Origin of the sequence: Cupriavidus sp. TMH.W2, assembly GCF_050847365.1 — a bacterium.
Taxonomy (GTDB): Bacteria; Pseudomonadota; Gammaproteobacteria; order Burkholderiales; family Burkholderiaceae; genus Cupriavidus.
This window is the reverse complement of sequence record NZ_CP193792.1, coordinates 1,072,133-1,097,646: the sequence shown is the minus strand read 5'-3', so window position 1 is coordinate 1,097,646 and position 25,514 is coordinate 1,072,133. Positions and strand designations below refer to the sequence as shown.

The 25,514-nt window shown below is 67.1% G+C and carries 24 protein-coding genes; 14 read left to right on the top strand and 10 right to left on the bottom strand.

Annotated features, from left to right (window positions below):
• Positions 1-196 precede the first annotated feature (196 nt).
• The gene (gene aroG, locus ACREYQ_RS05145) at positions 197-1,276 is read left to right on the top strand and encodes a 3-deoxy-7-phosphoheptulonate synthase AroG (protein ID WP_432259693.1); all 1,080 of its coding nucleotides are present in this window, start codon (positions 197-199) and stop codon (positions 1,274-1,276) included.
• A gap of 88 nt (positions 1,277-1,364) precedes the next feature.
• Here the strand turns inward: aroG and ACREYQ_RS05140 are convergent, their stop codons facing one another.
• Entirely contained in the window at positions 1,365-1,763 is a 399-nt protein-coding gene (locus ACREYQ_RS05140) for a c-type cytochrome (protein ID WP_432259692.1), read from the bottom strand.
• A gap of 10 nt (positions 1,764-1,773) precedes the next feature.
• On the bottom strand, positions 1,774-2,121 hold the full coding sequence (locus ACREYQ_RS05135; RefSeq protein WP_432259691.1) for a c-type cytochrome: 348 nt from the start codon (positions 2,119-2,121) through the stop codon (positions 1,774-1,776).
• A 537-nt stretch (positions 2,122-2,658) separates the two neighbouring features.
• On the opposite strand from ACREYQ_RS05135, the gene ACREYQ_RS05130 reads away from it, so the two are divergent.
• Genes ACREYQ_RS05130 through ACREYQ_RS05120 form a run of 3 tightly spaced genes read left to right on the top strand, consistent with a single transcriptional unit; the run spans position 2,659 to position 5,358 of the window.
• A complete protein-coding gene (locus ACREYQ_RS05130; RefSeq protein WP_432259690.1) occupies positions 2,659-3,549 on the top strand; it encodes an AAA family ATPase in 891 nt (296 codons plus the stop codon).
• A gap of 11 nt (positions 3,550-3,560) precedes the next feature.
• Positions 3,561-4,154, top strand: a complete 594-nt coding sequence (locus ACREYQ_RS05125) for a GNAT family N-acetyltransferase (protein ID WP_432259689.1) — start codon at positions 3,561-3,563, stop codon at positions 4,152-4,154.
• A gap of 28 nt (positions 4,155-4,182) precedes the next feature.
• Positions 4,183-5,358 (top strand): vWA domain-containing protein, encoded by a 1,176-nt coding sequence (locus ACREYQ_RS05120; protein ID WP_432259688.1) that lies wholly within the window; start codon positions 4,183-4,185, stop codon positions 5,356-5,358.
• A gap of 199 nt (positions 5,359-5,557) precedes the next feature.
• Here the strand turns inward: ACREYQ_RS05120 and ACREYQ_RS05115 are convergent, their stop codons facing one another.
• The 3 genes from ACREYQ_RS05115 to mdlC are packed head-to-tail and all read right to left on the bottom strand — an operon-like array spanning position 5,558 to position 9,711.
• On the bottom strand, positions 5,558-6,547 hold the full coding sequence (locus ACREYQ_RS05115; protein ID WP_432259687.1) for a Bug family tripartite tricarboxylate transporter substrate binding protein: 990 nt from the start codon (positions 6,545-6,547) through the stop codon (positions 5,558-5,560).
• Between the two features lie 59 nt (positions 6,548-6,606).
• Positions 6,607-8,058 carry an aldehyde dehydrogenase gene (locus ACREYQ_RS05110; protein ID WP_432259686.1) on the bottom strand — a complete coding sequence of 484 codons (1,452 nt, stop codon included), beginning with the start codon at positions 8,056-8,058 and terminating at the stop codon, positions 6,607-6,609.
• 48 nt (positions 8,059-8,106) lie between these two features.
• Positions 8,107-9,711, bottom strand: a complete 1,605-nt coding sequence (gene mdlC / locus ACREYQ_RS05105; RefSeq protein ID WP_432259685.1) for a benzoylformate decarboxylase — start codon at positions 9,709-9,711, stop codon at positions 8,107-8,109.
• 109 nt (positions 9,712-9,820) lie between these two features.
• Here mdlC and ACREYQ_RS05100 point away from each other — a divergent pair, with 109 nt between their 5' ends.
• Entirely contained in the window at positions 9,821-10,729 is a 909-nt protein-coding gene (locus ACREYQ_RS05100) for a LysR family transcriptional regulator (RefSeq protein ID WP_432259684.1), read from the top strand.
• Between the two features lie 15 nt (positions 10,730-10,744).
• Here ACREYQ_RS05100 and ACREYQ_RS05095 read toward each other — a convergent pair whose 3' ends face one another.
• Positions 10,745-11,653 (bottom strand): LysR substrate-binding domain-containing protein, encoded by a 909-nt coding sequence (locus ACREYQ_RS05095; RefSeq protein ID WP_432259683.1) that lies wholly within the window; start codon positions 11,651-11,653, stop codon positions 10,745-10,747.
• Between the two features lie 124 nt (positions 11,654-11,777).
• Between ACREYQ_RS05095 and ACREYQ_RS05090 the strand changes: the two genes are divergently transcribed.
• The 3 genes from ACREYQ_RS05090 to ACREYQ_RS05080 all read left to right on the top strand — a co-directional run bounded on the left by ACREYQ_RS05090 (position 11,778) and on the right by ACREYQ_RS05080 (position 14,684).
• The gene (locus tag ACREYQ_RS05090) at positions 11,778-12,764 is read left to right on the top strand and encodes a tripartite tricarboxylate transporter substrate binding protein BugE (RefSeq protein WP_432259682.1); all 987 of its coding nucleotides are present in this window, start codon (positions 11,778-11,780) and stop codon (positions 12,762-12,764) included.
• Between the two features lie 15 nt (positions 12,765-12,779).
• Complete coding sequence (locus ACREYQ_RS05085) at positions 12,780-13,667, top strand: N-formylglutamate amidohydrolase (RefSeq protein ID WP_432259681.1); 888 nt, start codon at positions 12,780-12,782, stop codon at positions 13,665-13,667.
• A 249-nt stretch (positions 13,668-13,916) separates the two neighbouring features.
• Entirely contained in the window at positions 13,917-14,684 is a 768-nt protein-coding gene (locus tag ACREYQ_RS05080) for a BspC domain-containing protein (RefSeq protein WP_432259680.1), read from the top strand.
• Positions 14,685-14,839: 155 nt separating this feature from the next.
• Here ACREYQ_RS05080 and ACREYQ_RS05075 read toward each other — a convergent pair whose 3' ends face one another.
• Positions 14,840-15,982 (bottom strand): M14 family metallopeptidase, encoded by a 1,143-nt coding sequence (locus ACREYQ_RS05075; protein WP_432259679.1) that lies wholly within the window; start codon positions 15,980-15,982, stop codon positions 14,840-14,842.
• A gap of 26 nt (positions 15,983-16,008) precedes the next feature.
• Positions 16,009-16,794, bottom strand: coding sequence for a peroxide stress protein YaaA (yaaA, locus tag ACREYQ_RS05070; RefSeq protein WP_432259678.1), 786 nt, complete (start codon positions 16,792-16,794; stop codon positions 16,009-16,011).
• 49 nt (positions 16,795-16,843) lie between these two features.
• Here yaaA and ACREYQ_RS05065 point away from each other — a divergent pair, with 49 nt between their 5' ends.
• Entirely contained in the window at positions 16,844-17,371 is a 528-nt protein-coding gene (locus tag ACREYQ_RS05065) for a PIN domain-containing protein (RefSeq protein WP_432259677.1), read from the top strand.
• A gap of 84 nt (positions 17,372-17,455) precedes the next feature.
• The gene (locus tag ACREYQ_RS05060) at positions 17,456-18,628 is read left to right on the top strand and encodes a pyridoxal phosphate-dependent aminotransferase (protein ID WP_432259676.1); all 1,173 of its coding nucleotides are present in this window, start codon (positions 17,456-17,458) and stop codon (positions 18,626-18,628) included.
• Positions 18,629-18,748: 120 nt separating this feature from the next.
• On the opposite strand, the gene ACREYQ_RS05055 is transcribed toward ACREYQ_RS05060, so the two are convergent.
• Both ACREYQ_RS05055 and ACREYQ_RS05050 read right to left on the bottom strand, forming a co-directional pair.
• Positions 18,749-20,137 carry an IS4 family transposase gene (locus ACREYQ_RS05055; RefSeq protein WP_432257801.1) on the bottom strand — a complete coding sequence of 463 codons (1,389 nt, stop codon included), beginning with the start codon at positions 20,135-20,137 and terminating at the stop codon, positions 18,749-18,751.
• A 219-nt stretch (positions 20,138-20,356) separates the two neighbouring features.
• Positions 20,357-20,998, bottom strand: a complete 642-nt coding sequence (locus ACREYQ_RS05050; RefSeq protein ID WP_432259675.1) for a glutathione S-transferase — start codon at positions 20,996-20,998, stop codon at positions 20,357-20,359.
• Positions 20,999-21,194: 196 nt separating this feature from the next.
• On the opposite strand from ACREYQ_RS05050, the gene ACREYQ_RS05045 reads away from it, so the two are divergent.
• The 4 genes from ACREYQ_RS05045 (at position 21,195) to ACREYQ_RS05030 (ending at position 25,480) form a co-directional block, all read left to right on the top strand.
• Complete coding sequence (locus ACREYQ_RS05045) at positions 21,195-22,718, top strand: 3-hydroxyacyl-CoA dehydrogenase (RefSeq protein ID WP_432260364.1); 1,524 nt, start codon at positions 21,195-21,197, stop codon at positions 22,716-22,718.
• 33 nt (positions 22,719-22,751) lie between these two features.
• On the top strand, positions 22,752-23,531 hold the full coding sequence (locus ACREYQ_RS05040; protein ID WP_432259674.1) for an oxepin-CoA hydrolase, alternative type: 780 nt from the start codon (positions 22,752-22,754) through the stop codon (positions 23,529-23,531).
• A gap of 83 nt (positions 23,532-23,614) precedes the next feature.
• Positions 23,615-24,343 (top strand): histidine phosphatase family protein, encoded by a 729-nt coding sequence (locus ACREYQ_RS05035; protein ID WP_432259673.1) that lies wholly within the window; start codon positions 23,615-23,617, stop codon positions 24,341-24,343.
• A gap of 60 nt (positions 24,344-24,403) precedes the next feature.
• A complete protein-coding gene (locus ACREYQ_RS05030; RefSeq protein WP_432259672.1) occupies positions 24,404-25,480 on the top strand; it encodes a phosphotransferase in 1,077 nt (358 codons plus the stop codon).
• Positions 25,481-25,514 lie beyond the last annotated feature (34 nt).

Genomic DNA, 25,514 nt, shown 5'->3' with positions numbered 1-25,514 from the left:
GCCAACGTCTTTTTCCGCCATGTCCGCCAAGTTTTACTTTTACTTTTTTAGCGATCTCACACCGCTGGCGGATAGAGAGGGACGGCTGTAAGCAGCGCCCTGAATACAAAAGAAACCGCCAGCGACCCTGGCGGTTTTTTTATGCCCGATTGTTTCCCCCACAGACTCACGACCTCACAAGAATCCTGGAGCCATCATGCTGAAGAACACCGACGACCTGCGCATTCGCGAACTCAAGGAACTGCTGCCGCCCGCGCACCTGATCCGCGAGTTCGGCTGCTCCGAACAGGCTTCGGACGTGATCTACGGCGCGCGCCAGGCCATGCACCGCATCCTGCACGGCATGGATGACCGCCTGATCGTCATCATCGGCCCGTGCTCGATCCACGATACCCGCGCCGCGCTGGAATACGCCAAGCTGCTCAAGGTGCAGCGCGAGCGTTTCGCCGGCGAGCTGGAAGTGGTGATGCGCGTGTACTTCGAAAAGCCGCGCACCACGGTGGGCTGGAAGGGGCTGATCAACGATCCGCACATGGACGGCAGCTTCAAGATCAACGACGGCCTGCGCACCGCGCGCGAGCTGCTGCTGAACATCAGCGAGATGGGCGTGCCCACCGGCACCGAGTACCTCGACATGATCAGCCCGCAATATATCGCCGACCTGGTCAGCTGGGGCGCGATCGGTGCCCGCACCACCGAGTCGCAGGTGCACCGCGAGCTGGCCTCGGGACTGTCGTGCCCGGTGGGCTTCAAGAACGGCACCGACGGCAACGTCAAGATCGCGGTCGATGCGATCAAGGCCGCGTCGCAGCCGCACCATTTCCTGTCGGTGACCAAGGGCGGCCACTCGGCGATCGTGTCGACCTCGGGCAACGAGGACTGCCACGTGATCCTGCGCGGCGGCAAGGCGCCCAATTACGACGCGGCCAGCGTGCAGGAAGCGTGCGACGCCATCTCCAAGGCCGGTCTGGCCTCGCGCCTGATGGTCGATGCCTCGCACGCCAACAGCAGCAAGAAGCATGAGAACCAGATCCCGGTGTGCGCAGACATCGGCCGCCAGATCGCCGGCGGCGACCAGCGCATCATCGGCGTGATGGTCGAATCGCACCTGGTGGCGGGCCGCCAGGACCACGTGCAGGGCCAGCCGATCGAGGAACTGACCTATGGCCAGTCCGTGACCGATGCCTGCATCGGCTGGGACGATTCGGTCGGCGTGCTCGAGGGCCTGGCCGAATCCGTGCGCCAGCGCCGGCTGGTGTCGGGCAGCGGCAACTGATAGCGCCGCGGGGCCCCGGCCCCGCGGCCGCGAGGCGACAAAAAAGCCGCTTCCCGGAAGCGGCTTTCTCTTGTTGACGCGAACGCCTTTACTTCTTCAGGATCAGGTCGCCCGGCAGCGATTCGATATAGGCAGCGATGTCCTTCAGCTCCTTGCGGGTGAAGGGGCGCGGCTTGCCGTCCTTGTCGGTCACGGCCGGGTTGGCGTTGACCTGGCCGGCCATGATGGCGTTGGACCGGCCCACCAAGGGGTTGCCCGACACCTGGTACGAGGCCAGCGCGTGGTACAGGTAGTCGGCGTGCTGGCCGGCCAGCTTGGGATAATCCGGCGAGATCGGGGCGTTCAGGCCCGCGCCGTGACAGGCCACGCAGTTGCCCTTTTCCACCAGCGTCTTGCCGTTGGCAAGGTCGGCGGCCGAGGCCGGCATGGCGGCTGCACCCAGCACGAGTGCGCCGAGCGCGAACGAAAGCGTCTTGAGCGTCTTCATGTGGGGTCTCTTACTTGAGGGAATTGTTCTGCGTGCCGGCCTTCTGCTGCGAGTAGTAGGCTGCCACGTTGGCGATGTCTTGCTCGGTCAGCGTCGCGGCGATGCTGCGCATGGTCGGGTGCTTGCGCTCGCCCTTCTGGTAGGCCTTGAGCGCGTTCTCGATGTACTTGGCGCTCTGGCCGCCCAGCATTGGCACTTCATAGACTTCGGGGAATGACGCACGGTAGCCCGGAATGCCGTGGCATCCGATGCACATTGCAACCTTGTCCCTGGCAGCGTCTCCATTGCCCTTGACTTCCTGTGCCTGCGCAGCCGTTGCAGCCGCGCCCAGCACCACCATCGTGAGGAGCTTTTTCATTGTCTTTGCGGATTGGAAGTTAAACCGTGTGACCTGCCCTGCCGGGCGGAGACGGTTTCAGAATGCTGCTGGGGGAAAACCAGGGCAGCCAGTCTGATTGCCGAGGTGCAACCCGCCAGACATGTCGCATCCGGTCTGTTGCCGTGATGTGGAACACCATTCTGGAACCACCTCTCGCATCGCCGCGACCCGGAAGGGCCGCTGGGACTTCTGAACGCGGACTGCCGGATACTGGAGAACTGGACGTGGGGGCGCGTCAAACCGCCGCATTGTACCGCAGCCGGCACCTGCCAGTCCAGCTACCGGGCCCGGCCGCCGGCGGCCTGTCAGCGCGCCCCAACACGAACCGCAAAGGTCTTTTATACTGGCTGATCCCGGGAATCTGCACGACCGTTCGCGAATGCTGCCGCCAGCAGCGCGCGGGCGTCCTGCACCGGACCCTGTTTCCAAAACGAAAGCGCGCATGACAGCGCGAAGAGACCGCGCCAAGCACGCCAACCCGGCCCTCGATCCGAGGCCGTCACCTCAGGTTGCCTCATGTCAAACACCGCCAACGCTTCCGCCCAAGATTCCACCGCCCAGCAGGTCCGTTTCGAGGGCAGCGACCAGTATGTTGCGACCGACGACCTCAAGCTGGCCGTCAACGCCGCGCGCACGCTGCAGCGCCCGCTGCTGATCAAGGGCGAGCCCGGCACCGGCAAGACCATGCTGGCCGAGGAAGTCGCCGCCGCGCTGGGCATGCCGCTGCTGCAGTGGCATATCAAGTCGACCACCAAGGCGCAGCAGGGCCTGTACGAGTACGACGCCGTGTCGCGCCTGCGCGACTCGCAGCTGGGCGACGACCGCGTCCACGACATCCGCAATTACATCGTCAAGGGCGTGCTGTGGCAGGCCTTTGAAGCCGACGAGCAGGTCGTGCTCCTGATCGACGAGATCGACAAGGCCGACATCGAATTCCCCAACGACCTGCTGCGCGAACTCGACCGCATGGAGTTCTATGTCTACGAGACGCGCGAGCTGGTCAAGGCGAAGCACCGGCCGCTGGTGATCATCACCTCGAACAACGAGAAGGAACTGCCCGACGCCTTCCTGCGCCGCTGCTTCTTCCACTACATCAAGTTCCCCGATACCGAGACGATGCAGCAGATCGTCGACGTGCACTACCCCGGCATCAAGCGCGAGCTGGTGGCGGCCGCGCTGGAATCGTTCTACGAGATGCGCAACCTGCCCGGCCTGAAGAAGAAACCGTCCACCTCGGAGCTGATCGACTGGCTCAAGCTGCTGATGGCCGAGGATATCCCGCCCGAGGCACTGAAGAGCCCGGACAAGAAGGCCGCGATCCCGCCGCTGCATGGCGCGCTGCTTAAGAACGAGCAGGACGTGCACCTGTTCGAGCGCCTGGTGTTCATGAACCGCGCCAACCGCTGAGCGCGCCGGCCATGACCGCTTTTGCCAAACCCGTGACCCTGGCCGGCAAACACGCCACGCTGGAGCCGCTGCGCGCCGAGCACGCCGACGGCCTGCGCGCCGCCTGTGCCGACGGCGAGCTGTACAAGCTGTGGTACACCAGCGTGCCGGCGCCCGAGCGCATGGAAGCCGAGATCGCGCGGCGCCTGGGCCTGCAGCAGCAGGGCTCGATGCTGCCGTTCGCGGTGCGCGACGCCGCCGGCGAGCTGGCGGGCATGACCACCTACATGAACATCGACGCGGCCAACCGGCGCGTGGAGATCGGCTCGACCTGGTATGCAGGCCGCGTCCAGCGCACGCCGCTGAACACGGAATGCAAGCTGATGCTGCTGGGCCATGCCTTCGGCCAGCTCGACTGCATTGCCGTGGAATTCCGCACGCACTGGATGAACCAGCAGAGCCGCGCCGCCATCGCGCGCCTGGGCGCCAAGCAGGACGGCGTGCTGCGCAACCACCAGCGCATGCCGGACGGCTCGCTGCGCGACACCGTGGTGTTCTCGATCATCGCCAGCGAATGGCCGGCGGTGCGGCAACACCTGCAATTCCAGCTCGACCGTCCGCGCTGACGCGGCCCCCGACTGAAAGCGAGGCATCATGCTGATCGATTTCTTCTTCTCGCTGCGCCACGCCAAGCTGCCGGTCTCGGTCAAGGAATACCTGACCATGCTGGAAGCGCTCAAGGCGCAGGTCATCTCGCCGTCGATCGACGAGTTCTACTACCTGTCGCGGATGACGCTGGTCAAGGACGAGAAGCACTTCGACAAGTTCGACCAGACCTTCGCCGCCTATTTCAAGGGCGTCGAGAGCCTGGTCGACTGGAAGTCCGACATCCCGCTCGACTGGCTGCAGAAGACGCTGGAGCGCGAACTCTCGCCCGAGGAAAAGGCCAAGATCGAGGCCATGGGCGGCCTCGACAAGCTGATGGAGCGCCTCAAGCAGCTGCTCGAGGAGCAGAAGGAAAAGCACGAGGGCGGCAACAAGTGGATCGGCACGGGCGGCACCTCGCCCTTCGGCCACGGCGGCTACAACCCCGAGGGCATCCGCATCGGCGGCCCGTCCAAGGGCAACCGCACCGCGATCAAGGTGTGGGAAGCGCGCGCCTACAAGGACTATGACGACCAGGTCGAGCTCGGCACGCGCAACATCAAGGTCGCGCTGCGCCGGCTGCGCCGCTTCGCGCGCGAAGGCGCCGACACCGAGCTGGACCTGGACGACACCATCCACTCCACCGCGGCCAATGCCGGCCTGCTCGACATCAAGCTGCGGCCCGAGCGCCACAACAAGGTCAAGGTGCTGATGCTGATGGACGTGGGCGGCTCGATGGACGACCACATCAAGCGCGTGGAAGAACTGTTCTCGGCCACCAAGACCGAGTTCAAGCACCTGGAGTACTACTACTTCCACAACTGCCTGTACGACTACGTGTGGAAGAACAACCGCCGCCGCCACGCCGAGAAGCTGGCCACGTGGGACCTGCTGCACAAGTACACGCCCGACTACAAGATCATCTTCGTCGGCGACGCCACCATGAGCCCGTACGAGATCCTGCAGCCGGGCGGCTCGGTCGAGTACAACAACCCCGAAGCCGGCGCGGTGTGGCTGAACCGGATGACCGAGCAGTTCCCGCACTTCGTCTGGCTAAATCCGGAGCCCGAAGGGCTGTGGCAGTACCGGCAGTCGATCACGGTCATCAACCAGCTGATGAAGGGCCGGATGTATCCGGTGACGCTGGCGGGGCTGGAACAGGCGATGAAGGTGTTGTCGAAGTAAAGCTGATCACTGCCCACGCGCCTGCCGGTTTGCTCCCCTCTCCCGCTTGCGGGAGAGGGGCAGGGGGTGAGGGCAGGCCGTGGCATACCACCAGCCTGAACTTCGTGGAAATTCCTGCCCTCACCCCAACCCTCTCCCGCAAGCGGGAGAGGGAGCACCCAAGCGGCAATTCGAATCCCCTGGCTGCCCTCTTCTCACCTCAGTCCACCGTAATCCCCGCCTGCCGGATGAACTTCCCGTAGCGCGCACGATCCGCATTCTGCCGCTCGGCAAACGCCTGGATGCTCAGCGGCGCCACCGCACCGCCCAGCTTGTTGACGTTCTCCTGCAACTGCGCGCCGGCAAGCGTGCGGTTGATCTCGCGGTTCATGCGTTCGACGATGGCCGGCGGCGTGCCCACAGGTGCATAGACGCCGAAGGTCGAGTCGCCGTCCACATCCTGCAGGCCGGCTTCAGCCAGCGTCGGCGCGTCGGGGTATTGCGCCGCGCGCTTCGTGCTGGCCACCGCCAGCAGCCTGAGCTTGCCGCTGGCCACGTGCTGCAGGCCGGGGCCCGGATCGAACATGAACTGCACCTGGCCTGCCAGCAGGTCGCTCAATGCCGGCGCGGCACCCTTGTAAGGCACGTGCACGGCGTCGAGCTTGCCGGCGCGCTTGAACATCTCGGCGGCGATATGGGGCGTGCTGCCGTTGCCCGCCGAGCCGTAGCTGAGCTTGCCCGGATGCTCGCGCACATAGGCGATGAACGCGTCCAGCGTCTTCGCCGGCACCGACGGATGCACCAGCAGGTAGACCCGCACCAGCGCCACCGACGCGACCGGGGTCAGATCCTTGAGCGGGTCGTAGGGCATCTTCTTGTAGAGGAAGGGATCGATGGCCACCGCGCCGCCCGAGGTCAGCAGGAAGGTATAGCCATCGGCCGGCGCCTTGGCCACGACGTCGCCGCCGACGATGCCGTTGGCGCCGGGGCGGTTGTCGACCACCACCGGGCGCTTCAGCGCCTCTGACAGCCCGGGCGAGATGCCGCGCGCCAGCGTATCCGCGGCGCCGCCGGCCGGGAAATTGACGACCAGGCGGATCGGCTTGTCCGGCCACGCCTGCGCGGCGGCGGGCGCACTCACTACGGCCAGCAGGCCCAGTGCGCACAGTGCCGCGCAAACGGGGCGCGCAATACGGTGGGGGAATCGCATGATGGTTGTCTCCTGTTTCATGATTTGGTACTGCCTGCCGGGGCGCTCTGCGGCGCCGCTCAGAACGGATATTGCCGGGGCGTGGTCTGCACCGTGATCCAGCGCAGTTCGGTGAAAGCATCGATCCCGGCCTTGCCGCCGAAGCGGCCATAGCCGCTCGCCTTGACGCCGCCGAACGGCATCTGCGCCTCGTCGTGCACGGTCGGGCCGTTGACGTGGCAGATGCCGGATTCGATGCGGCTCGCCACCCGCATCGCGCGCGCGACGTCGCCGCCGAACACCGCGGCCGACAACCCGTAGGCCGAATCGTTGGCGCAGGCGATGGCCGCTTCCACGCCCTGCACGCGCACCACGGCCTTGACCGGCCCGAACGACTCCTCGCGATAGATTTCCATGTCCGGCGTCACGTGATCCAGCACCGTCGCCTGCATCAGCGTGTCCGCGGCCTTGCCGCCGCAGACCAGCCGCGCCCCCTTGGCCAGCGCATCGTCGATCATCGCGTTGCAGCGTTCGACCGTGCTCATGTCGACCACCGAGCCCAGCACCGCCGGGCCGGTGCGCGGATCCGCCAGCGGCAAGGCGGCGGCACGCGCGGCAAAGCGCGCCACGAAGGCGTCGGCGATGCTGGCATCCACCACGATGCGCTCGGTGGACATGCAGATCTGGCCCGAGTTGGCGAAGGCGCCGAAGATGGCGCCATCCACCGCGGCGTCCAGGTCCGCATCGTCGAGCACCACCAGCGGCGCCTTGCCGCCGAGTTCCAGCACCACGGGCTTGAGGTAGCGCGCGCAGGTCTGCGCGATCAGCCGGCCCACGCGGGTTGAGCCGGTGAAGTTGATGCGGCGCACGGCCGGGTGGGCGATGATGGCCTCGACCACCGCGGCGGCATCGGCCGGGGCGTTGGTGACGAAGTTGACCACGCCCGGCGGAAAGCCCGCCTGCGCGAGTGCATCGACGATCAGGCCATGCGTGGCCGGGCAGATCTCGGAACCCTTCAGGATGACCGTGTTGCCGCACGCCAGCGCCGTGGCCACGGCGCGCACGCCCAGGATCACCGGCGCATTCCACGGTGCGATGCCCAGCACTACGCCCGCACCCTGCCGCACCGCCATGGCCAGGCTGCCGGGCACGTCGGAGGGGATTACCTCGCCGTTGATCTGCGTGGTCAGCGCGGCCGCCTCCTGCAGCATGCCGACCGCAAGGTGCACATTGAAGCCGGCCCACATCGCCGACGCGCCCGTCTCCGCCGCCATCGCGGCGGTGATCGCCTCGGCCTTGCCGTCGAGTGCCTGCGCGGCACGCATCAGCAATGCGCGCCGTTCGCCCGGACCGGTGTCGCGCCAGGCGGGAAAGGCGCGCGCGGCAGCGTCGGCCGCAGCCAGCGCGTCGGCGGCCGTGGCGGCGGGCGCGCGCGTGGCCACGCTGTGGTCAAGCGGGTTGCGGCGCTCGAAGGTGGCACCGTTGGCGGCCTGCGTGCGCTCGCCGTTGATCAGCATCGCGATGCTTTGCATCGTAGGGTCTCCTGGAATGGTCTTTCGTCTGTCGTCTGCAGCGGCGGCTCAGGCCACCGCAACCTCCACCACGGTCGGCGCGCGCGTCCGCAGGGCCGTCGCCAGCGTTTCGCGCAATGCGCCTGCGTCGGTCACCCGCACCGCCTCGCAACCGTGCCCGCGCGCGATCGACACGAAATCCAGGTCGGGCAAGGCCGTGCCGACCAGCGGATCGCCGCTGCCAAAGCCGAAGGTCGGCGCAAACTCCTGCAGGGCAGCGTAGCGCCGGTTGTTGAGCACAATGAACGTGATCGGCAGGCCCAGCTGCGCGGCACTCCACAGCGCCTGGATCGAATACATGCTGGAGCCGTCGCCAACCAGCCCGATCACCTTGCGCCCAGGCTTGCCCAGCGCGACGCCCACTGCCGCGGGCAGGCCGTAGCCAAGCCCGCCGCTGCACATCGTATAGAAGGTCTCGCTGCGCAGGATGGGCAGGTAGCGATGCATCACCGGACGCGCGCTGGGCGCTTCTTCAACCACGATGGAATCGGGGTCACGCAGTTCCGCCAGCGTCTGCAGGACATAGGCGACGCTCATCGGCGCACCGGGCTCGGCGCGCGGCGCCGGCACGCGCGGGCGCGGCGCTTCGCGCCGCGGCGGCGCCGGGCGCGCCAGCAGGTCGGCCACGCCCTGGCGGATGCTGCCGACCGCGGCCGTGCCCACCGGCGCCCATGCGGCGATATTCGGATCATCGATCAGCTGCACCACCTGGGCCCCGGGCGGCGCATGGGGACCAAACCCCTCGACGTGGTAGGTGAAGGCCGCCGCGCCCAGCGCGAACACAAGGTCGTGGCCCGCCAGCAGCCCGACGATCTTCTCGCGCATCGCCGGCAGGAAGCCGGCAAACAGCGGGTGGTCTTCCGGAAAGCCGCAGCGCCCCGACATCGGCGCCACCCACACCGCAGCCTGGTGCCGTTCGGCCAGGCGCACCACATCGTCCCAGGCGCCGTCGCGGTCCACCGCCGCGCCCACCACGAACGCTGGCCGGCGGCTGGCATCGAGCGCATCGCTGATCTGCGCCAGCAGTGCCGGCTGCACGCGGCTCTCGGTGCTGACCGTGCGCGGCAGCACCGGCTCGCACGGCCGGGCCCAGTCATCGGCAGGCACCGAGATCAGCACCGGCCCGCGCGGCGGCTGCATGGCGATGTAGTAGCCGCGGGCAATCGCCAGCGGCACGTCTTCCGCCCGCGCCGGCTCGCAACTCCATTTCACATAGGGCTTGGGCAGTTCGGTGGCCTGGGCTGAAAACAGGAAGGGTTCGAACGGCAGGATCGAGCGCGCCTGCTGCCCGGCCGTGATCACCATCGGGGTGCGGTTCTTGTGGGCCGTGAAGATGCTGCCCATGGCATGGCCGACGCCGGCCGCCGAATGCAGGTTGACGAAGGCCGCATTGCGGGTGGCCTGGGCATAGCCATCGGCCATGCCGACCGCCACGGACTCCTGCAGGCCGAGGATATAGCGGCAGTCGTCGGGGAAATCGAGGAACAGCGGCAACTCGGTGGAGCCGGGATTGCCGAAGATGGTGGTCATGCCGAACGCGCGCAGCAGGTCCAGCACTGCAGTGCGCACGGTGGTCGGATCGGCGGAAGCGGCAGGCGAGGCGGAACTGGCCATGGTCGTGGAGGCTCCAGTGCGGGATCGGAAGTAAATCTTGCCGGCCAGTATGGTCAATACCGCCTTGCCCTGAAATTGCCGTTTCGGGGCAAAGTCATTACGATTCGGCATGACCCTCGATCTGCGCCAGCTTCTCGCCTTTCTTGCGGTGTGCGAACACGGCAGCCTGGGCCGCGCCGCCGCACAGCTGAATGTGACCCAGCCGGCGCTGAGCCGCACCATCCAGCGGCTGGAAGCGCAGCTGGATGCGCCGCTGTTCGAACGGTATGCCACCGGCATGGTGCTGACCGCCTGCGGCGAGGCTCTGCTGCCGCACGCCAACCTTTTGCGCCACGAAGCCGAGCACGCCACCGAGGCCGTGCGCGCGCTGCGCGGGCTGGCGGCCGGCACCATCCGCGTGGGCGCCGTTGCCAGCGTGGCCAGCGTGGTGCTGCCGGAGGCGATCGAGGCGGTGCTGGCGCGCTGGCCCGGGCTGCGCGTGCGCATCGTCGAAGGCGTGGGAGACTTCCTGGCCGATGCGCTGTTGCGGCGCGAGATCGACCTCGCCATCGGCATTGCCTTGCCCGAGAACGAGGAAATCTGTGCCGTGGCGGATGTGGGCTGGAGCGACAGCAGCTTCGTGGTCGCCGCCGCCGGGCATCCGCTGCTGGGCCGGCCGGCGCTGCGGCTGGCGGATACGGCTGGCTGCCGCTGGGTCATGCCGCCGCGCGGCACGGCACCATTCGACGAACTGCAGCGGCTGTTTGCGCGGGCCGGGCTGCCGCCGCCGGAGATCGTCGCCGAAACCCGCTCGATCATTGCGCTCAAGGCGCTGGTGGCACGCGCGGGCTTCCTCAGCTGGATGGCCGCGCCGATGTACGAGGCCGAGCAAAAGGCCGGCATGATCCTGCCCCTGCCCATCGAAGGCGCGCAGGCGCCGCGCCGGCTGGCGGTCTACCGGCGCCGGCAAGGCATCCTGCCGGCGCCGGCCGCGAAGCTGCTGGAACAATTGCGGCAGCTGACTTCGGGCAATGGCTGAGCCGCGGCCCGCGCCTCAGCCCGGCCGCGCCAGGTCGGCCCCCTCCATCATCCACGCGCGGAACGTGCGCAGCGCCGGCAGGTGCTGCTTCTGTTCGGGGTAGCACAGGTAATAGCCCTTCCTGGCCAGCACCTGGGCCGGGTGCGCCACCACCAGCGCGCCCGTGGCCAGTTCTTCCTCGATCAGGCAGCGCGGGATCAGCGCGATGCCCAGCCCCGACAGCGCCGCCTGCGTGAGCAGCGAAAACTGGTCGAAGCGCGCGCCGCTCCAGGCCTCGCGCGTGGGCACGCCCAGCGTGGCGAACCAGTCGGGCCAGGCTTCGGGCACGGTGGTGTGGTGCAGCAGCGGATAGCGCAGCAACGCGTCCGGGGTGAGCGCCACGCCGCCAGGCTCGGACGCCAGCAGGCCCGGGCGGCAGACCGGCAAGACCTCGCGCCCGGTCATGTAGTCGGCCAGGCTGCCGGGCCAGACGCCGTCGCCGAAGCGGATGGCGGCGTCCAGGTCCGGCTCGGAGAAATCGTAGCCCTGTGCATGCGGCACGAATTCCAGCATGACCTCCGGGTGGCGGGCGAAGAACTGCGGCAAGCGCGGGATCAGCCACTTGGCACCCAGGGTCGGCATGCTGGCGATATGCAGCACGCCGCCCCGCCCCTGGCGCGCCATCAGTTCCAGGGTGGCGGCCTCGAGTTCGTTCAGGCTGGGGCCGATGCGCTCCAGGTAGCGCTCACCGGCCGTGGTAAGCACCAGGCGCTGGCGCACGCGCTGGAACAGTTCCACGCCGAGATAGGCCTCCAGGCTGCGCACCTGCTTGCTGACTGCGCCTTGCGTGACATGCAGCTCACGGGCGGCTACGGTGAAACTGCTATGACGCGCTGCCGCCTCGAAGGCCTGCAACTCAGTCAGCGACGGACATAGGCGTCGCATAAATCACCTCTACTTCACGACCAAATGGAATGAGCCAAGGATTTTATTTCGTTTGCGGCGCGCTCGCCCGGACGCGCAGAATCGTGAAATCCACTTTATTCCTCTCCTCGCCCTGGATCCCTTCATGCAACGTCGCCATCTTCTCCAAGTCCTGGCCGCCGCTTCGGCCGCCGTCGCCGCAGGCATTGCCTTCAGCGCCGCCGCCCAGACCGGCTATCCGACCAAGCCGATCACGCTGGTCGTGCCCTTCCCCGCCGGCGGCACCACCGACATCGTCGCGCGCATCGTTGCCGACAAGCTCGGCCAGCAATTGGGCCAGGCCGTGGTGGTGGACAACCGCGGCGGCGCCGGCGGCAGCATCGGCACCGCTTTCCTGTCCAAGGCCGCGCCGGACGGCTACACGCTGGGCATTGCCACGGCCTCGACCCATGGCATCAATCCGGCGGTCTACCCGCACCTGTCCTACGATGCAACCAAGGACTTCACCACCATCACCAACCTGGCCTCGGTGCCCAACGTGATGAGCATCAACCCGGCGGTCAAGGCCACCGACATGAAGTCCTTCATCGCGCTCGCGCACGCGCAACCCAACAAGCTGGCCTATGGCTCGGCGGGTAACGGCAGCGTCTCGCACATGATGGGGGAACTGTTCAAGATGAGCAGCAAGACCGAACTGCTGCACGTGCCGTACAAGGGCGTGGGCCCGGCGCTGAACGACGCGCTGGCCGGGCAGGTGCAGGTGCTGTTCGACAACCTGCCGTCGTCGCTGCCGTTCATCGAGAGCGGCAAGCTGCGTGCGCTCGCCGTGGCGGCACCCAGGCGCGTGGCCGCGCTGCCCAACGTGCCGACCTTCGCCGAACTGGGCCTGGGCGAAGTCAACGACACCGCCTGGTTCGGCCTGATCGCGCCGGCCAACCTGCCCGCGGATATCCAGGCCCGGCTCAACGCCGCCGCGCTGAAGGTGCTGGCGCTGCCGGAAGTGAAGGCGAAGCTGGACAAGCTGGGTGCCAGCCCGGTGGGCGATACCCCGGCGCACTTTGCCGCCCAGATCAAGAGCGAAGTGGCCAAGAACAAGCGCGTGGCCGCCGCCGCCAGGATCTCGCTCGACTGATTCCACAGCCACACCATGACCGACACCGACCGAACCACCGCGGACCGTCCGTTCTACCTGTACCAGCCCGAGGGCGAGCCCGCGGCGCTGTTCCTGGACTCGCCGCACAGCGCGACGATCTACCCGACGGACTTCCGCCCCGACCCCGCGCTGCCGCTGCCGCTGCTGCGCCAGGCCGAAGACACCTTTGTCGACGAACTCTACGCCGGCGCCCCGGCGCGCGGCATCCCGCTGCTGTGCGCGGGCTTTCCGCGCAGCTACCTGGACGCCAACCGCGCGCTGGAGGAAATCGACGAAACCCTGCTCGACGCGCCCTGGCCTGGCGCGAAGCAGGAAACCTCCAAGACCCGGCTGGGCAAGGGCCTGGTCTGGCGCGTGCTGGACACCGGCGAGGCCATCTATGACCGCAAGCTGAGCGTGGAAGAAGTGCAGGCGCGCATCAACCGCTGCTACCTGCCCTACTACGCGCAGCTGCAGAAGCTGGCGGACCGCGCCGTCTGCAGCCACGGTAGCGCCTGGCACATCAACTGCCATTCGATGCCGAGCCACGCCGCGCCGTTCGCCACCGAGTTCCCGGGCCTGGAGCATCCGGACTTCGTGGTGGGCGACCGCGACGGGACCACCTGCGACAAGCGCTTCACCGACCGGGTCCAGGGCGTGCTCAAGGACCTGGGCTATGACGTCTGGCGCAACCACCCATACAAGGGCGTGGAGATCGTGCGCGTGGTGGGCCAGCCCCAGGCCGGCCGCCACAGCCTGCAACTGGAGGTCAACCGCAAGCTCTACATGGACGAAGCGGGCCTCACGCATACCGCGGGCTTCGCCAGGCTGCGGCATGATCTGAACACGCTGCTCGACGAGCTGCTGCGCTTTACCCGCGCGATGCCGTCGCGCGTGGCCTGAAGCGGGCCGCGCTCGCTTGCGGGTTCACCGCAGTGGCGCGGCTCGGACGGTTCGTGTTAGCGCAAGGATCACTTCCAGCGCGTAGCCATGCGCTGGAAGACTGGGTAACAAGATTTAGGAACTTTGTCGGATAGGTTTCCTCTATCATGGCATTCCTTTGCGAACCCATCCTGCCTGGCGGCATCATGGAACCCAACGGGGTCCCTTGGGCCGGCAGGCAACTCCAAGCACGCACACACCGCTCACACCGTGATCCGACGAATCTCCGAACTGCTCGGCAGCCGGCTCCGCATGGTGGCTGCCGCAGTAGCCGGTGCGATCGCGCTGGCAGGCTGCGCCAACCTGCCGGCCGACGAGGCCGGCGCCGCCGCCAGCCCGGCCCCGGCACCCGCCGCAGCGCCCGCCCCCGTACCGGCTGCTTCCACCCAGCCCCCCACCAAGACCATCACCCTGCCCGACCGTGGCCGCGTCAGCCTGTCCGAGTACCGCGCGCGCATGCGCGAACAGCTGATGAAGACCGAGAACGCCACCAGCGACGTGGCGGACTGCGCGGCCCATGCCAGCTGGGTGGTGCCGCGTTCGGCCACCTACGATGCCCTGAAGATCCCCACCGGCGCCCTCGCCGCGGGACAAGCCACGACCGAACCCTGGAGCGGGCGCTTCTCGCCCGGCAAGCAGGCCGTGCCGGTCAGCTCGGTGGTCACGTTCGCCGCTACCGCGCACAAGCGCCGCGGTGATGATGACTGGCAGCCGGTGAAGGTGCGCTGCGGCTATGACGACGGCATGATGCTGGCGTATGAATTGCAGGACAGCAGCGGCGCCACCATCAGCGAACCGGCCGCCGCGCCGGCCGTGCACACCGCCACGCACACTTCGGCCAGCAAGAGCCGCAAGGGGGCCAAGGGGAAGGGCTCGGCGTCGAAGTCATCGGCGAAGGCGGCAAAGTCTTCCTCGAAAACTTCGACGAAAGCGGCGACGTCGGCCAAGCCGACCAGCAAGCCGAAGAAGAAGCAGTGAGGAGGCGGTGTTAAAAGTCACTGGATCCCCGCCTGCGCGGGGATGACAGAGTGGAAGTGCACAGCGCTGCGGACCTGATCTGCGCTTGCTCTTCAAATCTGCGTCGTTCTCGCGAAGGCGGGAACCCAGTGTCTTTCAACGTCCGTTGCCGGGACTCAGCCCAGGTAGTCCAGGATCGCCTGCAGCATCGCCGTCCCCAGCAGCGCGCTGCGCGCGCCGTTCCAGCCGACTGCCGGATCGGGCAGGTCGGCATTGTCCTTGAACGGCATCTCCAGCGTCAGCGCCAGGCAGCCGAAGGTGTGGCCGATGTACTTGGACGCCAGCTTGAGCGCGTCGGCGTTGTACTTGCTGGCCGCATAGCCGTGCACGTCCTGGAAGTCCGGCGAGGCCCGCTTGAAGGCTTCGATAAAGCGCAGCTGCTCGCGCCGGCGCGCTTCGGTAAAGCCCGGCAGCATCTCGCTGCCGGCGACGAAGTTATACGGCAGGCCCTCGTCGCCATGGATGTCGAAGAACATGTCGCAGCCGCTGGCCTCGATGGCGCGGCGCACGTAGTAGACCTCGGGGCTGGTATCCGCGCTCGGCGTCATCCACTCGCGGTTCAGGTTGGCGCCGGCGGCGTTGGTGCGCAGGTTGCCGCGCGCCGAGCCGTCCGGGTTCATGTTCGGCACGATATGGAAGACCGCGCGCTCCAGCAGCTTGCGCGCGACCGGGTCGCCCGCCCACATGCCGGTGCCGGTCAGGCGCTGCAGCACACCCTCGACAAACCATTCGGCCATGCTCTCGCCCGGGTGCTGGCGCGCGATCATCCAGATGGTCTTCTTGCCGGGGCCGGGCTGGCCCAGCGTGACGCGGGTCATGTCGCGCCCGTCGACGGTGCTGCCCAGGTGCGACAGCCGCGCCAGCGGCGAGCGCTGGCAGGTCGCCAGCAGCGACAGGTGGCGCTCGTCCGGATACGGCTCGAAGTACGCGAACCAGATGCTGTCGTGCCCGGGCGTGCATTCCACCGTCATCACGTGGCCGTCAAAGCGCGTCGGCACGCGGAACCAGTTGGCGCGGTCGTACGAGGCCACCGCGCGGTAGTCGCGCCAGCCATCGGGATAGGTGCAGTCACCCGCGTTCAGGAAGTGCATCCGGCACGCCTGCCCCGCCGCGCCCTGCAGGCGGAAGTGGAACCACTGGCGGAAGTCGGCGTTTGAATCGGCGCGGATGCGCAGGCGGATATCGTCGGCGCGGTCGAGTGCCTCGACCTCGATGGCGCCGGAGTCGAATTGCGAAGAGATATGCAAGGCGGAAGGCATGGCGGGCTGTCTCGTGGCGATGGGTTTCAGTCTTCCAGGCGGCGGCGGAACACCCAGCGGGTGGCATCCGAGGCCGCCTTGTCGAAGGCGTAGCCGTCCTCGGCAAAGCGCTTGAGCTTTTCCGGCTCGGTCACGCGATGCGTCACCGCGTAGCGCGCCATGGTGCCGCGCGCGCGCTTGGCATGGAACGAAATGATCTTGTAGCGCCCGCCCTTCCAGTCCTCGAACACCGGCGTGACGATGCGCGCCGCCAGCACCTTGGGCCGCACCACCTTGAAATATTCCTCCGAGGCCAGGTTGACCAGCACCGGCGCGCCTTCCTGCTTGAGCGCGGCCATGTCGGCGTTGATCATCTGCGTGACATCGTCGCCCCAGAACGCGTACAGGTCCTTGCCCGCGACGTTGTCGAGGCGCGTGCCCATCTCCAGCCGGTAGGGCTGCATCCAGTCCAGCGGGCGCAGCACCCCATACAGGCCAGACAGGATGCGGATGTGCTTCTGCGCAAAACCAAGATCGTCGGCCGACAGCGCCTTCGCATCCAGGCCGTCGTAGACGTCGCCATTGAAGGCCAGCACCGCCTGCTTGCTGTTGGCCGCGGTGAACGCTGGCGACCAGTCGGCGTAGCGCGTCACATTGAGCACCGCGAGCTTGTCGGAGATGTCCATCAGCGCGCCCACGTCCTGCGGCGCGAGCTTGCGCAGGCGCTCGATCAGCATGGCGGAACGGTCGATAAAGCGCGGCAGCGTATGGGTCTTGATGCGCGGGGGAGTCTCGTAGTCCAGCGACTTGGCGGGAGACAAAACGATGAGCATGGCAAAATCGCGGCAGTAGCCAAGGACAAACAAGCCAAGATTGTAGCGAATGCGCCTCGACACCACCGGAACCACCCTCCTCGCCAGCCCCGCCGGCATCACATCTGCGCCGCGCGTGGTGCTGGACTCCAACATCTGGGTGGACCTGCTGGTCTTCCGCGACCCGCACGTGGAGCCGATCCGCGCGGCGCTGGAAGCCGGCACCATCGCCCCGGTGATCCGCGCCGACTGCCGCGAGGAACTGCGCCGGGTGCTGGCCTATCCGCAATTTGCCCGCTTTGACGTCGATATCGATGCCGCGCTGGCCACCGTCGACCGCCTCGCCAGCCTCGAGGCCGCGCCGCCGCAGGCCGACTACGACGCCATCCGCCTGCCGCGCTGCAAGGACACCGACGACCAGAAGTTCGTGGAACTGGCGCACTTTGCCGGCGCCGCGTGCCTGGTCTCGAAGGACAAGGCCGTGCTCAAGCTGCGCACCCGCCTGCGCCGCAGCAGCGGCGTTGAGGTGATGACGCCGCCGGCGTTTGGCGCCTGGCTGGCCGCGCTGGGCGCCGCCACCGCCGCCGATCCGCTTTAGAATGGCGGCTCCCGGCGCTGCCCCTGCGGTGGTGCCGCACGCCTGACTGCAATCCCGTCCCTACCGCATCGACAAGCTCGCACCATGTCCGCAGACACCACCCTCGCCCCGCTGACCCCGCCCCCTTCGCGCCTGCCCGGCGTCGGCACCACCATCTTTACCGTGATGTCCGCGCTGGCCGCCGAGAAGAACGCGGTCAACCTGGGCCAGGGCTTCCCGGACTTCGACTGCGACCCGAAGATCATCGATGCCGTGACCGGTGCCATGCGCGCCGGCCATAACCAGTACCCGCCGATGGCGGGCGTGCCGCGCCTGCGCCAGGCCATTGCCGGCAAGATCGCCAGCCTCTACGGGCACCAGTACAGCTGGGACACCGAGATCACCGTCACCGCCGGCGCCACCCAGGGCATCCTGACCGCGATCCTGTGCGCGGTGCATCCGGGCGACGAGGTGATCGTGCTGGAGCCGTGCTACGACAGCTACCTGCCCGCGATCGAACTGGCCGGCGCCACCGCCGTGCCGGTCACGCTGGAGGCGCCCGAGTTCCGCGTGCCCTTCGACAAGCTCGCCGCCGCGATCACGCCGCGCACGCGCATGATCCTGATCAACACGCCGCACAACCCCACCGGCACGATCTGGCGCGCGGCCGACATGGACCGGCTGGCGCAGATCCTGGCCGGCACCGACATCCTGCTGCTGTCGGACGAGGTCTACGAGCACATGGTCTACGACGGCCAGCCGCATGCCTCGGTGTCGCGCCACCCGGAACTGGCGCGCCGCAGCTTCGTGATCTCCAGCTTCGGCAAGACCTACCACGTGACCGGCTGGAAGGTCGGCTACGTGGCCGCGCCGGCCGCGCTGATGGCCGAATTCCGCAAGGTGCACCAGTTCAACGTGTTCACGGTGAACACCCCGGTGCAGTACGGGCTGGCCGACTACATGGCCGATCCCGCGCCCTACCTGCAGCTGTCGGCGTTCTACCAGGCCAAGCGCGACTTCTTCCGCGCCGGGCTGGCCGGCAGCCGCTTCAAGCTGCTGCCGTCGGACGGCACCTACTTCCAGTGCGTCGACTACTCCGCCATTTCCGACCTCAGCGAGGCCGACTTCGCCATGTGGCTGACGCGCGAGATCGGCGTGGCCGCGATCCCGGTCTCGGCCTTCTACTCGCAGCCGCGTGAATCGGGCGTGGTGCGCTTCTGCTTTGCCAAGAAGGAAGAGACGCTGGCACTGGCGCTGGAGCGGCTGGGCAAGCTGTGATGAGAAGAAGAACGCCCACAAATATATCGTGGGCGTTTTTTCATTCTGCAGAGCATCACAAGCTACCGGTTCGCTCCCCTCTCCCGCTTGCGCTTGCCTTTACCCACAACTTCCGGCGGCTTACTCGTTTTTCTGGAAGATCCGATACATTTCGGTGATTTCGTGCAAAACGAGGAAGCCGCGCCAGAGGACAGTAGCACCGGGGGGATCGTCGTTTTTGCGACCCAGGTAGCCACCGAGCTTGGCGATCCAAAGGACCGCTTCGCTGAGTTTGGGTGCCTGCTCCGGTGGCTTGGTTGTGCCGTGCGTGCGGCAGTACAAGGCCTGCCATTCGAGCGACTGCAATAGCACCGAGCAAGGGATATCGGCTTCAAGCCGGCCGAGCATGGTCGCGTACATGATGCGCCAGCCGATCACGGCGAACAGCGCCGTGGCGCGCAGGAACCGCTCCAGCGTCCCGAACTGCCGAGCCTCGATCTGGCAGCCACTTTTCAGGACACGATGCCAGGATTCAATGGTCCAGCGCCGGGCATACCAGCTCAGCCGTTCCAGCACATCTTCCAGCGTTTGGGTGGGCATCGAACTGAGCAACATCCATTCGAGCGGCTCAACACCTTCGGGCGGATCGATTTCCAGTGCGTGAATGGCAAACACTTCGAGGCTTGGTAGGGCCTCTGCGCCGCGGCTGCGCGGCGGTCGCAGTTGGACGGGCACACAGCGCAAAGCCAGTCGGGCGCTACGCGCTTGCCTGGCGCCACTCCTGGGCACGTGCAGGACGGTCTCCCCGAGTACGGGGGCCGCAGCAACCGTCTCCCACAGATACTTCTCTGGGTGATCCACGCCCCGATTCCAGGCGGCCCGCACCAACCAGTCCACCCCCGCTGGGCGCTGCGCCAGGAACACGTCGTACACATCGCCCTCGCGATCGCTGACGGCAACAAGGTGCGTGTCCGGACACTGCATCTTGAGCGGCTCAAGGCATTCCAGCCCCTCCAGCCACTTCACGCTTTCCTTGTCACGAATGGACAGCGCCCGGCGCTGCCTGGCCTTGCCCGATGCTTGCGGCGCACGCACCCACGTCTTCATGCTCAACACGCCCAGTGGCAGGCCCTCAGGCGTCACCGCCAGCACGCTGTGCAACATGAATCCGCGCAAATTGCCGCCCGTGCCGTGACCAAGTCCCTCAGTCGCGGGCAAATTTGCCAGATTGAATTCCGTGGTGTCCTGCACCGCCAATACGACAGGTACCTGCTGCATGCGACCCACGGTTTGAACGACGTGGCTCGCCAGTATTCCGTCCGGGTCGACCGCCTCATTATCAAAGAAGCGATATGCCGCCTTGAGTTGGGCACCACTCAAGGCCTGCGGGAACGAAACATGGGCTTTTTGCGCTAGTCCGCGCGCCAATGCCACAAGGCGCTGCGTGCGACGTGCATCGCCCAACTGAGCGCCACCGAATTCGTCGCTGGCCCAGTCTTCCAGATCTTCCGTATCAGACAAAATTGCCACCACTGATTGTCAACTTCCCCGAAGTTAACACCGTCCAATCCCGTTTACAACCTTTCCTATCGAGATGTGGGTAAAGACAAGCGCTTGCGGGAGAGGGGCAGGGGGTGAGGGTGGGCGCTGGCATACCAACGCCTTTACTTCGTTGACACTCCGGCCCTCACCCCAACCCTCTCCCGCAAGCGGGAGAGGGAGCACCCAAGCGGCAATTCGAACCGCTGGCTACTTGTTCTTGCTCATCATCAGCTCGAGATTGGCCTTGCGGTCGGCATTGACCTTCTGCACCGATTCACGCGCCGACAGCGTCTTCAGGTAGTCCTTGACCGGCAGCTCGGCCAGCAGGTCGGTACCGTAGATGATCTTGGTGCACGACGACACCAGCGGCAGGTGCACCGCGGCGGCGCAGTCGGCCAGCGTGAAGGTGTCGCCGGCGATATACGGCGAGAATTTCGCCAGCCTGGCGAAGGCGGGGACATAGCGCGTGAGCAGCTTGTGCTGGCGCTCCTTGACGCCGTCGCTGACCTTGCCGCCGAAGAAGGCCTCCGGGTACAGCTCGCGCGCGGTCAGTTCCAGGTACAGCTCCATGAAGACCGTGATCTCGCGCACCTTGGCGGCCTGGAACGGGTCGCGCGGCAGCAGCGGCGTCTGCGGATAAGCTGCCTCCACATAGTCGACGATCGCTTCGGACTCGCACAGTGGGCCGGATTCGGTGATGATGTAGGGCACCTTGCCCGCGGGCGTGGCCGCCGGGTCGGTCTGGCCGATCCAGGCCAGCACCTCTTCGAACGGCACGTTCTTTTCCAGCAGCGCCAGCTTCACTTTGTTGTAATAGTTGCTGGCGGCAAAACCGCAGAGCTTCAGCATGTCGTCTCTCTCCGTTGTTGGAATGATCCCCGCATCGCACGGCGTGGATGGGTCGCAGCGGGTGATTGTGGACCATCCGGGGTCTGCAGTGTACCGGCTGGCCGATCAGCGCACGCCGCCTGCCCTGCCCATCTGTCGCGGAAGGTGCAAAAAACGTACGATCGTGCTAATTTAACCACAACTTTTGGGACAAATGATGAGCACTTTCACCATCGATACCCTGGGTATCGTCGGCACCGGCGCCATGGGCCGGGGCATCGCGCAGATCGCCGCGCAGGCGGGCCTGACCGTCAGCCTGTACGACGCCAACCCGCAAGCGGTGGCCGCCGCGCGCCAGTACCTGCAGGAAACGCTGGCCAGGCTGGCCGACAAGGGCAAGATCAGCGCCGCCGACGCCGAAGCCACGCTGGCCCGCGTCAAGCCCTGCGGCGCGCTGGAAGACCTGGCCGGCTGCGGCATGGTGCTGGAAGCCATCGTCGAGAAGCTGGAGGTCAAGCGCGACCTGATCGCCAAACTGGAAGCCGTGCTGCGTGAGGACGCCATCATCGCCTCGAATACGTCGTCGCTGTCGATCACCGCGATCGCCGTGGGGTCGAAGCACCCGGGCCGCATCGCCGGCTACCACTTCTTCAACCCGGTGCCGCTGATGAAGGTGGTCGAGGTCATCGACGGCCTGTCGGGCAACCCGGCGGTGGGCGACGCGCTGATGGCGCTGTCGCGCCGCATGGGCCATACGCCGGTGCGCTGCAAGGACATGCCCGGCTTTATCGTCAACCATGCCGGCCGCGGCATGAACATCGAAGGCCTGAAGGTCGCGCAGGAAGGCGTGGCCGGGTTCGCCGACATCGACAACATCATGCGCGAGCAGGCCGGCTTCCGCATGGGCCCGTTCGAGCTGATGGACCTGACCGGGCTGGACGTGTCGCATCCGGTGATGGAATCGATCTACAACCAGTTCTACCAGGAACCGCGCTACCGCCCCTCGCCGATCACGGCGATCCGCGCGGTCGGCGGGCTGATCGGACGCAAGGCCGGCGCCGGCTTCTATGCCTACGCCGATGGCCAGAAGCAAGTACCGGCCGCTGCCGTGGTGCCGGGCGCGCGCCCGCCGAGCGTTTGGGTGAGCCACGCCAGCGAGCGCGGCCACGCCATGGTGACCAAGCTGCTGGGCGCGCTGGGCGTGACGCCGGAAGGCGGCAACAAGCCGTCGGCCGACGCGCTGATCATCGTCACGCCGCTGGGCCTGGACGCCACCACCAGCGCGCTGCAACAGGGCCTGGACCCGGCCCGCACCGTCGCCATCGACACGCTGCTGCCGTTCGAGGCCACCAAGCGCCGCACGCTGATGACCACCCCGGCCACCAGCGCCGCCGCGCGCGACGCCGCGCACGGCCTCTTTGCCGGCGACGGCGTGCCGGTCACGGTGATCCGCGACTCGGCCGGCTTCGTTGCGCAGCGCATTCTCTGCTGCATCATCAACATCGCCAGCGATATCGCGCAGCAGCGCATTGCCACGCCGACTGACATCGACCTCGCCGTCAACCTCGGCCTCGGCTACCCGAAGGGCCCGCTGGCGCTGGGCGACGCGGTCGGCCCGCAGCTGGTGCTGGAGACGCTGCGCAACATGGAAGCGCTGACCGGCGACATGCGTTACCGCCCGAGCCCGTGGCTGTGGCGCCGTGCCGGCCTGGGCCTGTCGCTGCTGGCCGAAGAGCAGTAAGCCCGCCACCGACCCACCGACCGAGCCACGCCCATGCCTGCACAGTTGCTTTCCCATCGCGTCGATTCGACGCTGGTGCTGACCATCTCGAACCCCGAGGCACGCAATGCGCTGCACCCGGACATCTATGCTGCCTCGCAGCAGGCGCTGGAGCAGGCCGCGGCCGATGACTCGGTGCGCGCGGTGATCCTTACCGGCGCCGACGGCATGTTCTGCGCGGGCGGCAACCTGAACCGGCTGCTGGGCAACCGCAGCCAGCCGCCCGAGGTGCAGGCCGCCAGTATCGAGGTGCTGAACCGATGGATCGAGTCGCTGCACGCCTTTCCCAAGCCGATCATCGCGGCAGTGGAAGGCGCGGCCGCGGGCGCGGGCTTTTCGGTGGTGCTGGCGTGCGATTTCGTGGTTGCCGCCAGCGACGCCAGGTTCGTGATGGCCTACGTCTCGGTCGGGCTCACGCCGGATGGCGGCGGTTCGTATGAACTGGCGCGTGCACTGCCGCGCCAGCTTGCAAGTGAACTGATGATGGAAGGCAAGCCGGTCAACGCCGAGCGGCTCGCGCAGTTCGGCCTGGTCAACCGCGTCACGCCGCCGGGCGAGGCGCTGGCCGAGGCATTGCGCCTGGCGCAGGGCATCGCGAAGCAATCGCCGCACGCGGTGGGTCGCATCAAAGGCCTGATCAACCATGCGGGCACCGCCTCGCTGGCCGAACATTTGCTGGCTGAGCGCGACAGCTTCGTGGCCGCGCTGCATCACCCCGACGGCGGCGAAGGCATCAGCGCCTTCCTGGAAAAGCGCAAACCGCAGTACCGCTGAAGCGGGCGCCTGGCGCCCTGGCTTCACCCAGACGGCCAGCCCGCGGCAGACGGGCATGCCGACACAATGCAAGGAGACAACGCATGGAATTGCCGCCGTCCTCGCGTCGCCGCATCTACCTGATGCGGCATGGTGCTGTTTCTTACTTCGATGAGGCCGGGCGCCGCACCACCCTGCCCGAGATGGTGCCCCTGAACGAGACCGGCCGCATGCAGGCCACCGCCGCCGGCCGCGCCTTTGCCGCCGAGCAGATCCGCTTCGACCGCGTCGTCGTCAGCGGCCTGCCACGCACGGTGGAGACCGCGGAACGCGTGCTGGCCGAGCTGCCGGAGATGGAGGGCATCATCCCTGAAGTCTGGCCAGAACTACAGGAGATCCGCGGCGGCGACCTGTCCGCGATTGCCGACCAGGACCTGCGCGACGCCTTTGTCGGCGCCTTTGAAGGCGAAGTGCCAGAAGACAAGCGCTTTCTCAACGGCGAGACCATCGGCGCATTCCTGGATCGCGTGCTGCCGGCGCTGGCGCGCCTGCGCGCCGACCCGGGCTGGGACACCGTGCTGATGGTGCTGCATGGCGGCACCAACCGCGCCATCCTGTCGCAGGCCATCACCTGCGGGCGGCGCGTGTTCTTCGGCTCGCTGCTGCAGACCGCGGGCTGCATCAATGTGCTCGACATGGGCGGCGACCCGTTTGACTGGGTGGTGCGCATGACCAACTACTCGCCGCCCACGCCGGTGCACAGCGGCACGCGCCACACCACCATGGAAGTGCTGCTGCACCAGTATTTGCGCGGACGCCAGCCGGCCGGCTGAGCGTACGCGAAAGCCATCCCTACATCGATCGAACCCGAACAGAAAACCAACGGAGACAGCATGACCAGCAACGTATCGCACTTCGAGGGCACGCGCCCGGTGGCGGACCAGCAGCGCTTCGACACCGCCGCGCTGGAGGCCTGGATGCGCCAGCACGTGGACGGCTTCGCCGGCCCGCTGACCGTGGAGCAGTTCAAGGGCGGCCAGTCCAACCCGACCTTCAAGCTGGTCACGCCGGGACAGACTTACGTGATGCGCGCCAAGCCCGGCCCCAAGAGCAAGCTGCTGCCGTCGGCGCACGCGATCGAGCGCGAATACCGCGTGATGGCCGCGCTGGCCGGCAGCGACGTGCCGGTAGCGCGCATGTACGCGCTGTGCGAGGACGAGTCCGTGATCGGCCGCGCCTTCTACATCATGGAATTCGTTGCCGGCCGCGTGCTGTGGGACCAGTCGCTGCCGGGCATGAGCACGGCCGAGCGCAGCGCCATCTATGACGAGATGAACCGCGTCATCGCCGCGCTGCACACGGTCGACTACAACGCCATCGGCCTGGGCGACTACGGCAAGCCCGGCAACTACTTCCAGCGCCAGATCGAGCGCTGGACCAAGCAGTACAAGCTGTCCGAGACCGAGTCGATCCCGTCGATGGACGCGCTGATGGACTGGCTGCCGCAGCATATCCCGCAGGAAGACGCCGACCTGACCTCGATCGTGCATGGCGACTACCGGCTCGACAACCTCATGTTCCACCCGACCGAGCCGCGCGTGCTGGCGGTGCTGGACTGGGAACTGTCCACGCTGGGCCACCCGATGGCCGACTTCAGCTACCACTGCATGAGCTGGCATATCGCCCCGGGCCAGTTCCGCGGCATCGCCGGCCTGGACTTCGCCGCGCTGGGCATCCCCGACGAAGCCAGCTACCGCCGCCTGTATGAGCAGCGCACCGGCCGCCCGATCACCGGCGACTGGAACTTCTACCTGGCCTTCAGCATGTTCCGCATCGCCGGCATCCTGCAGGGGATCATGAAGCGCGTGGTGGATGGCACCGCGTCGTCGGCGCAGGCGCTGGACGCGGGCAAGCGCGCGCGGCCGATGGCGGAGATGGGGTGGCAGTACGCGCAGAAGGCGACGGGCTGATCGCTTGCTGATGGTTGGCTCCCCTCTCCCGCTT